This is a genomic window from Aliifodinibius sp. S!AR15-10 (genome assembly GCF_031569985.1).
GTDB lineage: Bacteria > Bacteroidota > Rhodothermia > Balneolales > Balneolaceae > JAMQKA01.
The window spans coordinates 22883-33297 of the sequence record NZ_JAMQKA010000063.1 but is presented as its reverse complement, the minus strand read 5'-3'; the positions used below and the strand labels follow the sequence as shown (position 1 = coordinate 33297).

Genomic DNA, 10415 nt, shown 5'->3' with positions numbered 1-10415 from the left:
TGCGAGCTAGATTGATCAGCAAAGTAGCCTCTGTAACGCTATTACAGTACATCAATTGGCAAAACGATCAACCCATCAATCGTATTAAACATGCATTAGCTGTTTAAGATTAACCCCTAAACGCGTTCAGATAATCATGAGTGATCTTTTTAGTCTTGAAGGGAAACGAGCATTTGTCACCGGGGCCACCCATGGACTTGGTATGGCGATGGCGAATGGACTGGCAGAAGCTGGTGCCGAACTGATTATCAATGGGACCACACCATCGCGGATGGATAACGCCCTGGAGGAATATGAGAACGCGGGATATCGGGCAAACGGTTTCATATTTGATGTAACCCGTGAAGACAAAGCTGAAGAATATGTAGCCAAGATTGAAAACGAGATCGGTCCGATCGACATTTTGGTAAACAACGCCGGGATCATTAAACGCGAACCTCTTAAGGATATGAAGGTGGAGGATTTTCGCAGAGTTATTGATGTCGACCTTGTGGGCCCCTTCATCATGGCCCAGAAGGTGGGCAAGTATATGATTCAAAGGGGAGCGGGTAAGATTATCAATATTTGCTCGATGATGAGTGAACTCGGACGTGATTCGGTTGGTGCCTATGCTTCCGCCAAGGGTGGACTAAAAATGCTTACCCGGAACCTGGCTACTGAATGGGCCCGGTACAACATACAGGTAAACGGTATTGGGCCCGGTTACTTTGCCACCTCGCAAACCGCACCATTACGCAAAGATGGGCACCCGCTGCATGAGTTTATCAAAAGTAGAACCCCGGCCGGAAAGTGGGGAGACCCATCGGACCTGGCGGGTGCTGCTGTTTTCCTGGCATCAAGAGCAAGTGATTTTGTTAACGGGCACATTTTGTATGTGGATGGAGGCATACTTGCCACAATAGGAAAACCCGCTGATGAAGACTAAAATATTTATATGGTTTTAAGTAAGCCAGAAACAGATAAATGCAAGAATTCACAGCGCTAATAAAGTAAAATCAATTTGTTACCTTTGGGCTTTGCATAGGGCAAGAGTACTCAGTTGACTAAAATAAGATCACTAATTTCTACGGATGTGAAGGCCCGCCATTGCCACAGTAAAATGGATCAAAAATTAAAACCATTTACTTAAATGAAGAACGAAAAAAAGAAAACGACTATATATGATATAGCCAATGAGCTGGACATTACGGCTTCAACGGTTTCCCGGGCTCTGAATGATAATCCCAACGTAAGCAGCTCTACAAAAAAATTAGTAGTTGAGACTGCCCGAAAGATGAACTACCAGGCAAACAGCATTGCCGCCGCTCTGAGGAAAGGTAAAAGCAACACTATCGGTGTTATTGTGCCCAGTATGGATCGAAACTTTTTCGCTTCTGTTGTTCGTGGTATAGAAGACGTCGTCAATGATTCGGGCTACAACATTATTATTTGCCAGTCGAATGATTCGGTAGAAAAGGAAAAGGCAAACATTAGCACGCTGTTGGAAGCGCAGGTTGATGGAATCATAGCCTCATATGCCAAGGAAACCACCGACTTTGAACACTACCGGGAAATTAAAGAACGCAATGTACCGCTTATTCTTTTTGACCGGGTGAATGACGGACTGGGAGTGGGATCTGTTGTCATTGATGACTACTTAGGCGCCTACAAAGCAACCGAACATCTCATTGAACAGGGCTGTAAGCGGATTGTACATTTTTCGGGGCCCGGCAATGTAAGCATCTACAAGGAGCGACGAAGGGGTTATGAAGAAGCCCTGCAAGCACATGAAATCTCTGTAGACAAGAATTTAATTATTCAAAGCAACCTGTTCCTCGAAGACGGGTACGAGATGGCGAAACAGCTGCTGGAATTAGATGAATTGCCCGATGGAATCTTTTCGGCTAGTGATTTCTCAGCCGTGGGGGCGATGGAAATTTTTAAACGCGAAGGGCTTGCTATACCGGAGCAGGTTGCAATTGTTGGCTTCAGTAATGAGCAATTTACCTCGTTTGTAGATCCCAGCCTTACAACGGTTGATCAGCACAGTAATCAAATGGGCATTTATGCGGCTCGACTTTTCCTGGACTGTTTAGATGACAAAATATCGACCTCTACCCCGCCGAAAACCGTTTTAAATCCAGAGTTGATCATTCGGGGGTCTTCCATGAAGAAATAAGTTGATTCTCCTGTGGATCTCCTGGATATACATCTCACCAGAAGGATTGTTCATTTTTTCAGTGACGAAAAAATGAACCAAAAAAGTCACCAAAAAATCCCAGATATTCTCCTTAACGGGCTTATCAAAGATCATTGCTTTTCTGCTCCGTTCGCTGTTAAACAAATTTACTGCAGGGATTTTCTGGACTTTGAGGGGGCCATCGTCCAGAAATTGTGGTTGTTCAAGAATAAATCAGACTTTTTGAGTAAGGCCCACTTATAAAGACACCCCGCGCTTCCAGGGGATGAAGTCATCCTGGTTCAGCTGCATCGCCTTCGTCTTAATATTTCCGCTGGCCAGGTCAATAATATAATCCAGGATCTGAGCACCCATCTCCTCAATCGTTTTTTCTCCTTTAATCACGGGACCAGTATCGATATCGATGATGTCGGGCATCTTTTTCGCAAGCTCGCTGTTGGATGAGACCTTGGCGACCGGTGCAACAGGGTTCCCGGTGGGCGTTCCCAGGCCAGTGGTAAACAGGATAATATTGGCTCCCGAGCCCGCCATCGCCGTCGTGCTTTCCACATCATTGCCGGGCGTGCAAAGCAGGTTTAGTCCAGGTTTACGAACGTATTCGGTGTAGTCAAGTACGGCCTGTATGGGAGAAGTCCCACCCTTCTTGGCAGCACCTGCCGATTTCATTGCGTCCGTAATAAGCCCATCCTTGATGTTACCGGGAGAAGGATTCATATCGAAACCGGAACCGGAGGCTTCCGCTGCATCCGAATAGCTTCGCATCAGGCTGACAAACTTTTCGGCCATCTCCTTGGTTGTAGTACGATCTATTAGCTCCTGCTCTACGCCGCAAAGTTCAGGGAATTCAGAGAGAATCACAGAGCCACCAAGCGCGGTAACCAGGTCGCCGGCATGTCCCACAGAAGGATTGGCCGAGATGCCTGAAAATCCATCCGAGCCGCCGCATTCCATACCGATGGTCAACTTGCTCAACGGAGCCGGTTTTCGTTCATTTTTATTCGCCTCAACCAAGCCTAAAAACGTTTTGCGAATGGCAGAGGTCAACATCTCATACTCAGTGCCGCTTTGCTGCTGTTCGTAAATGTAGAGTGGCTTCTGCAGATCGGAAGTGAGATTGGCAATTTTCTCTTCCAAAATCTCAATCTGTGCATTTTGGCACCCCAGGCTCAACACGGTAGCTCCGGCCACGTTGGGATGATAGATATAGCCCGCCAGCAAACCACAAAGTGCCTCTGAATCCTGCCGAATTCCACCACATCCTCCTTCATGCGTCAGGAATTTGATCCCGTCTACATTCTCGAAAATCGGCTCCGGCTCGCTCAGTTCATTTTTGGACGGCGGACTGGTCATTTCCTGGATCTGGTCCGTCTTTCCTGTTTTATACAATTCAACGAGATCTGAAACATACTGCTCATAAATATTGCTGTTTGCATATCCCAGCTCCTTCATGAACGCATTTTTGATGGTGTTGACGTTGCGGTTCTCACAAAAAACCAGCGGCACTACCAGCCAGTAATTAGCCGTTCCCACCTGTCCGTCAGGCCGGTGATACCCTAAAAACTCCTTATCTTTCCACTTGCTGACATCTGGGGCCTCCCAACTTTTCCCGGTCGATTTTATAGAATATTGGGATACGTCATGTTTTGTGTTTTCAGTTGTCAGCAGACCTCCTGTGGGTACATCCTCGGTCACCGTTCCGACAAGAGAACCGTACATATATATCTTGTTACCGGCTTTCAGATCCTTTAAGGCCAGTTTATGTTTAGAGGGAATCTCCTGCCTTGCAGTCACTTTGTGACCATTGACCGAGACTGCCTCCCCAGCCTCAAGGTTAGTTAAAGCGACCAGCAGGTTATCTTCCGGATGTATTTGCAGGGCTTTCTTACTCATAATATCAAAATGTATTGTCGTAGTTAGCGAAGTCTATCGAAATATAAGTATTGAATAAATGGGTCTTGCTAAAATAGCTCTTTCAGTGATTTACTGACACCATGCTCATCAATACTTTCCAAATATTGGGCCATTAGTTCTGTGAGGCCCGGGATTTCTGTAAGATCCTGGTCCCAAAACTGAGCATGACCAAGCACTTTATCCGCGGTCTCACCATAACCGTCCAACGTCCAGGCATCCTGGATAAACGAAATCACATCATCTGAATCGTTGAGAGGTGTTTTCTCACCTTCCCATTCTCCCTGGTAGAAACGAATGAGGGCCGCAAGTGCAAACACCAGCCTTTTGGGCAGCTCCTCCCTTTTTTCATAATATTTCAGCAGGGAGGGCAGCACCCGCACCTTATATTTGGAAACAGAATTCAAGGCGATGGCACTCAATTCATGCTTAATATACGGGTTTTCAAACCGCTCCAACACATCGGAAGCAAATCCTTCCAGTTCTGCGCGTGGCATATCCAGTGAAGGGATGATCTCTTCAAACAACGCCTTTTTGAGATATTCTCCAACGTCTTTATCATCCATCGCTTCCTTCACGGTACGATCACCCGCCAGGTATCCCACGGGCACCATACTGGTATGGACGCCATTTAGGATTCGAACTTTTCTTGTCCGGTATGGACCAAGTGAATCAACAAACTTGACATTCAAACCAGCCCGTTGAAACGGCAGCTTTTCCTGGATCCATTCCGGTCCTTCGATAACCCAGAGATGGAAATATTCACCATTCACCACCAGCTGATCCTTGTACCCGATCTCCTCCTGGATTTCATCAATATTCTCGCTGGGAAAACCCGGTACAATTCGGTCAACCAGGGTATTGCAGAATGTCATGTAGGTGTCCACCCACTCTTTGAATTCATCTTCGGTATCCCACAGTTCGGCATACCGCAGGATATACTCCTTTAGCTTGTCACCGTTCTGGGCGATAAGCTCGCAGGGCAATACAATCGGTGCCTTGTTACGATCTCCGCCAAAATGCTTGAAACGGCGATATAGAAAAGCGGTAAGCTTGGCGGGGAAACTTTCGGGAATGGTCTCATAGTCGGTATCATTCTCATCAAAGGCGATACCTGCTTCCGTGGTATTGGAAATGATAAATTTAAGCTCCGGGTTTTCTGCCAGTTTCAGGAAGTCCTCATAGTCTTCATAGGGATTAAGGCCTCCCTCCACAGAGGTAATAAGCTCAACACTGGAGTGAGGCTTGCCGTTTTTTATGCCCTGGAGTTGTACATGGTACAATCCATCCTGTTCTTCAAGCACATCAACCAGCCCTTTTTCTATGGGTTGTACAATTTGGACTGAGCCATTGAAATCCGTTTCCTTATTTATCTTTTCTACCATCCAATCAACAAAAGCGCGCAAAAAATTGCCTTCCCCAAACTGAACAATTTTGCTGGTGCCGTTACGGGCTTGTGAAATGGTATCGTTATTTAATGGTTTAAGCATGATATATGGTAGTGTTTATCCTTGAATTTATAATTTCAATCGATTGCATTCTATAATACTGTCACGCATCACTTAACCGGTAACTACAAACAGTAGTTTAAATCGCCACGCTATTGACAATAACACTTTTTCAAGTGGCGACAATGATATTTCCGGTTAGGGTGAGACAGCCGGGGAAGCCAAAAGCTCAACCCCCCACCCCAGAGATAAAAAGGAGCTTAAATGTATAGCATATTTTTGAGTTTTTAAACCCTTTCTACCGTGAAACGCGTCCGGAGGCATCCCCGCCCATCAGTTTCTCCACCTCTTCGACCGTCGACAGGTTGGCATCCCCGTAGATGGTGTGCTTCAGGCAGGAGGCGGCCACCGCAAAGTCCAGGGCCTTCTGGTCGTCCCCGTCGAAGGTGATCAGCCCGTAGATGAGGCCCGCCATGAACGAGTCGCCCCCGCCCACGCGGTCCACAATGTGGGTGATGTCGTAGGTGTCGGTGGTTAGGAACTCCTCCCCGTTGTAGAGCACCCCCGACCAAGTGTTGTGGGAGGCGCTGATCGAACCCCGCAGGGTCGTAATGATCTTCTTGGAGCGCGGGAATCGCTCGTAGAGCTGCTCGCAGGTGGCCCGGTAGGCCTCCGATTCAACAGTTCCCCCCTGGGTCACGTCCACCTGTTCGGGGTGGATGCCAAAGTGCTTCTCGGCGTCCTCTTCGTTGCCCAGGATAATGTCACAACCCTCCACCAGCTCCGGCATCACATCGCCGGGCTGCTTGCCGTAGTTCCACAGCTTGGCGCGGTAGTTCAGATCGGTGGAGACGGTAATTCCTAACTCATTCGCCGCTTCAATGGCTTCTTTGGTCGCGTCGGCCGCCCCCTGGGAGATCGCCGGGGTGATGCCGGTCCAGTGGAACCACTGGGCATCGGCGAAGACTTCTTCCCAGTCGATCATGCCTTTCTGGATAGTGGAGATCGCCGAGTGGGCCCGGTCATAGACTACCTTGCTGCCGCGGCTGACGGCCCCGATCTCCAGGAAATAGATGCCCAGGCGTTCTCCTCCATAAATGATATTGTCGGTTTGGACCCCGCGCTTGCGGAGCTCCCCGAGCGCGCAGCGGCCGATGTCGTTGTCCGGCAGGCGGGTGACAAACTCGGCCGGCAGCCCGAAGGTGGCCAGCGAAGAGGCCACGTTGGACTCCCCGCCGCCGTAGACCACATCGAATGAGTTAGCCTGTGAAAACCGGAGATTGCCCGGCGGCGTCAGCCGGAGCATAATCTCCCCGAAGGTTACTACTTTCTTCATGTCTAAATATCTATTTGTATCTGCAACTAAGTTAATGATATTCAATAAAACAGCAGCTAACGCTCAAATTAGCTGCTGAAGGGTTAGGGTACTTCATTTCCATTCATTCATAGAAAAGGGAAACTTCTATATCTGTGGGATAACTAGAAAAATGAAATCTCCTACTTTACTTATGTATACCAATGAGAAGTTGTTTACCCTTACAATTTTTTTGGAGAAATTTATACCGTCTTAGGTGCCAGATCAAAATGGCATCCCTATCCCGGAGTTTTTCTCACTGGAGGGGTTCATTTTTCCGATGGGGAAAACCCCGACAGAAGTCGGAACTGAAGAACTTCTACCAAAAACTCACCCGAGGCAGCTGAATTTATGTTTCTCCGGCCTGGGATTTATGAGCCGCCCGGGCAAACGTAGCGGAGCCGTGAGGAAAGAATCTTTCCCAACTATTTCTTTAGACCATGAATGTGGAAAACTCTATAACCAGAGAGGGCCCGAGGAACCGCTTGTGATCAATCCATCTCCTGGACCCACTCCCTGATCAATTCCACCGCTTCTTCATGAACAAGTGTACGGCCGATTTCCGGCATCCGTACGGCAGGATCTACCGACTCCATACGAAAAACCAATATGGACCGGTCAGGATGGCCGGGCACGATGTCATATTGCAAGCCGCCCGATCCACGTCCTGCGGCTACCGGAGTTTTATACATGCCCAAATGGGAAGAGTCCTTTTCCTCGTAAGTAAGATAATGTCCTGAGTGGCCGGCAGATCCTGAACGATTATGGCAATTGCCACAGTTCACATCCAGGTAAATGCGGGCCCGCTGCTGAAGTGTCCCGGTTGACGGATCATCCCAAACTGGTGCTTTGGGAATCTTTTGCAGATCAGGGCGTTCGCGTAATATCCCATGCTGTTCCCATTTAGTAAGCTGATTTATTTCCCCATCGGCATACGGGTATATTTTATTTAAATTCCGAACTTTAGGCCCCAGGGGGACCAGTGAACTATTGTGGGCGTGACATTTTTTGCAGTCGTTTTTTGTTGGAATGATGAAATTGACCTTACGGGTTATCCCTTCCTGATCTATCCACTCTACATCTTTCAGTTCACCAGCTTGTTGTAGAAACGCTTCGTTCTGTCCCTCGTTCCAAACGTAGGTTTCAGCCGTCCAACCGGTTTCATTGTGCATCAACAGACGCGTCTCAATAATGATACGTTCCGAGGAAGGATCTCGCTGGTCCTTGTCGTAATAAAAGTTTTTGACCAGCATGCTTCCAACCAGAAAATCCAACACTTCTTCTTCCTGGTAAATCATGAATGTGTCTTTGGGGACATATACAAATCGCTGTTTTTGGGCATAATCCGAAAAAAGCTCGGTATTCAAATCGTAGGGGAGCACGCCGCTGACAGGTTCAAGATTATCCAGGGGCTCTTTATAGAGATTATAATCAGAAAGTTTTGGATGGGGTTTCTCTAATGGGAGACAGGGGGACTGAATGCCATCACGACACCCTTTTTCAGACTGCCTGCTACAGGAATACGAGAACATTAATAGAAGAAACACTCCCATTATGCAAGGCAGGCATAGAGAACGTATAATCCTGTTGGACAAGTCGCTGACCATTTCTTACCTCTCTTATAATTCCGGAACCTCAACTTCTACAGGTAATAACGGGTCCATGCGACAATTATGCGGTGAGACATCAAAACTGAGGTTCTTTGGGAAATCATTCGGCAGGTTAAGGTTTACAAAGCTGCTACCTTTATTATCCTGCAAACAAATGCTGCCCGAGGACCCACTGTCAGGCAAAAGAAGACCATCCAGGATGATATCCGGAATGGGTGTGTCCCCAAAACTTTTGACCAATAAATTCCCAAATTCCGACTGGTTTTCCGGGGCCGGGTATGTATTGCTCCTGCTGTAGGTATTATCATGGATATAGATTTTTCGGGGAAAAGGATCATAGTTTGGGTCGGTGGGTTTTGCCACGAGATTCAGCTCGACCAGCGCGGCATAGCTGGCGACGGCAGTGCCTGCTACATTATTTTCTTCTATCGTATTATTGAACACCTCAACTTCAGCGGTACTTAACACGAGGATCCCCGTTCCCGCGGGTACCTGGGAAACGATGCTCCCGCCCGGTGCAAAGTTACCGCGTACATTTTTTGTGACCGTATTGTCAAACACGCGTGTTCTGGCACCACTTTGTGTAAGACCGGGCAGGTCAAAGACCAGGATACCGGCCGTATTGTCAGATGCTACGTTATTGTGGACATCGGCATTGGTCGTATTTTCTATTTCTATGCCTGCCACATTCCCTTCGGCCCTGGAGTTTCGCACGATCGCCTTATCGGATTGCCCTACATAAATGCCGGCATCTGATGCCCCGTATGCATAACATTCTTCGATAAGAATATTGCTGCTTTGTACCGGGTACAATCCATAGGCTCCATTTTTTGCGGAAGGCTCTCCGCTCCATTCGGCACCCACACGGTACATAACAATCCCATCTGCCTCCCTGAACTTCAGGGCATCGCCTACCGCATCACGAATAGTAAAATCCCGCACCACAATATTTTTGGAGTTGGTGATCAGCAGCCCGTCGGCGCCGGAAATCTGATCTGCAAAGGACAGAATAGTGCTATCCCGTCCCGCTCCTTTAATGGTGACATCCGCCTTTTCGTCCATTGTGAGCGTTCGGATAAAATCATAGGTGCCCTCTTCAAGTTCCACACAGCCCTTTTCAATGGTATTTAGAGCATTTTGAAAATCTGCCTGTGCCCCCGGTCCGGGTGTAATTACAAAATCGCATTCAGATGCTGATTCGCATCCGTCCAAAAAAACAAGAGCAAAGATCAGAATTGGAATTTTATAGGCGGTTATCTTTGTAATATTCATCATGTGCTTCCCTCTCAAGTTTTTCCCAATATAAGTATAACCTGAGTTCAATGTGAAAATTACTAAAATAGTAACCGTCATCGCGAGGAGGCTTTGTGACACCTCTTGGTCCACGCTGAGGTCGACTTGGCGATCTCCTGACGGCTCCTCGTGAGACCATAATTTGCCTTCGGAGTTCCAAATTAATTAACTATTTACCTGTTTTTGATATGATTTACTCGTTAGGGAACCCACCCCTGTCCCCTCCCTCCAATAAAACCCCACCGTCGCAGGGAGAGGAACGCATTGAAAGGGTTTATGAGGTTTTTGAGATTTATGGCACTACCGGTTCAAGTTTGCAACTTGGACCGATAAAACACCAATCCAGTTGGCAGTTCATATGGCACAAGTTGCAAACTTGTGCCATATGAAAGGTGACCCACTCTCAACTAAGCTCAAGGCTTCGTAGAGCGAGCTTGTTCTCTCCCTACAAAGCAGGGAGAGAGACGCGTTATAATGTTTTGATATAGTACATAAACCCGTGCTTTCAATCTCATGCGGAACAACGCCCCAAATCAATCAAAAAGACTACAATTTAATTAGTGAGTCTTCCTCCCTGATTCATTAAGTAGGAAATAAAGATGGGTTAACAAAGGGCTAAAAAT

General features: G+C 47.4%; 7 protein-coding genes. 2 read left to right on the top strand and 5 right to left on the bottom strand.

The window, feature by feature from the left end; all coding sequences use genetic code 11:
• Positions 1 to 136 precede the first annotated feature (136 nt).
• Positions 137 to 925, top strand: coding sequence for a gluconate 5-dehydrogenase (locus NC796_RS24075; RefSeq protein ID WP_310688369.1), 789 nt, complete (start codon positions 137 to 139; stop codon positions 923 to 925).
• A gap of 204 nt (positions 926 to 1129) precedes the next feature.
• Positions 1130 to 2158 carry a LacI family DNA-binding transcriptional regulator gene (locus tag NC796_RS24070; protein WP_310688368.1) on the top strand — a complete coding sequence of 343 codons (1029 nt, stop codon included), beginning with the start codon at positions 1130 to 1132 and terminating at the stop codon, positions 2156 to 2158.
• A 258-nt stretch (positions 2159 to 2416) separates the two neighbouring features.
• On the opposite strand, the gene NC796_RS24065 is transcribed toward NC796_RS24070, so the two are convergent.
• From NC796_RS24065 to NC796_RS24045, 5 genes are all read right to left on the bottom strand, one after another.
• Positions 2417 to 4069, bottom strand: a complete 1653-nt coding sequence (locus NC796_RS24065) for an altronate dehydratase family protein (RefSeq protein WP_310688367.1) — start codon at positions 4067 to 4069, stop codon at positions 2417 to 2419.
• Between the two features lie 68 nt (positions 4070 to 4137).
• Positions 4138 to 5577: a tagaturonate reductase gene (locus NC796_RS24060; protein ID WP_310688366.1), complete on the bottom strand. Its 1440-nt coding sequence runs from the start codon at positions 5575 to 5577 to the stop codon at positions 4138 to 4140.
• A gap of 256 nt (positions 5578 to 5833) precedes the next feature.
• Entirely contained in the window at positions 5834 to 6871 is a 1038-nt protein-coding gene (locus tag NC796_RS24055; RefSeq protein WP_310688365.1) for a sugar kinase, read from the bottom strand.
• 509 nt (positions 6872 to 7380) lie between these two features.
• Positions 7381 to 8421, bottom strand: coding sequence for an SO2930 family diheme c-type cytochrome (locus NC796_RS24050; RefSeq protein ID WP_310688364.1), 1041 nt, complete (start codon positions 8419 to 8421; stop codon positions 7381 to 7383).
• A gap of 87 nt (positions 8422 to 8508) precedes the next feature.
• Positions 8509 to 9774 (bottom strand): parallel beta-helix domain-containing protein, encoded by a 1266-nt coding sequence (locus NC796_RS24045; protein ID WP_310688363.1) that lies wholly within the window; start codon positions 9772 to 9774, stop codon positions 8509 to 8511.
• Positions 9775 to 10415 lie beyond the last annotated feature (641 nt).

Coding starts and splice junctions, on each gene's coding strand:
- NC796_RS24065 (WP_310688367.1), bottom strand. CDS start 4,069: ATGAGTAAGAAAGCCCTGCAAATACATCCGGAAGATAACCTGCTGGTC.
- NC796_RS24055 (WP_310688365.1), bottom strand. CDS start 6,871: ATGAAGAAAGTAGTAACCTTCGGGGAGATTATGCTCCGGCTGACGCCG.
- NC796_RS24060 (WP_310688366.1), bottom strand. CDS start 5,577: ATGCTTAAACCATTAAATAACGATACCATTTCACAAGCCCGTAACGGC.
- NC796_RS24050 (WP_310688364.1), bottom strand. CDS start 8,421: ATGTTCTCGTATTCCTGTAGCAGGCAGTCTGAAAAAGGGTGTCGTGAT.
- NC796_RS24075 (WP_310688369.1), top strand. CDS start 137: ATGAGTGATCTTTTTAGTCTTGAAGGGAAACGAGCATTTGTCACCGGG.
- NC796_RS24045 (WP_310688363.1), bottom strand. CDS start 9,774: ATGATGAATATTACAAAGATAACCGCCTATAAAATTCCAATTCTGATC.
- NC796_RS24070 (WP_310688368.1), top strand. CDS start 1,130: ATGAAGAACGAAAAAAAGAAAACGACTATATATGATATAGCCAATGAG.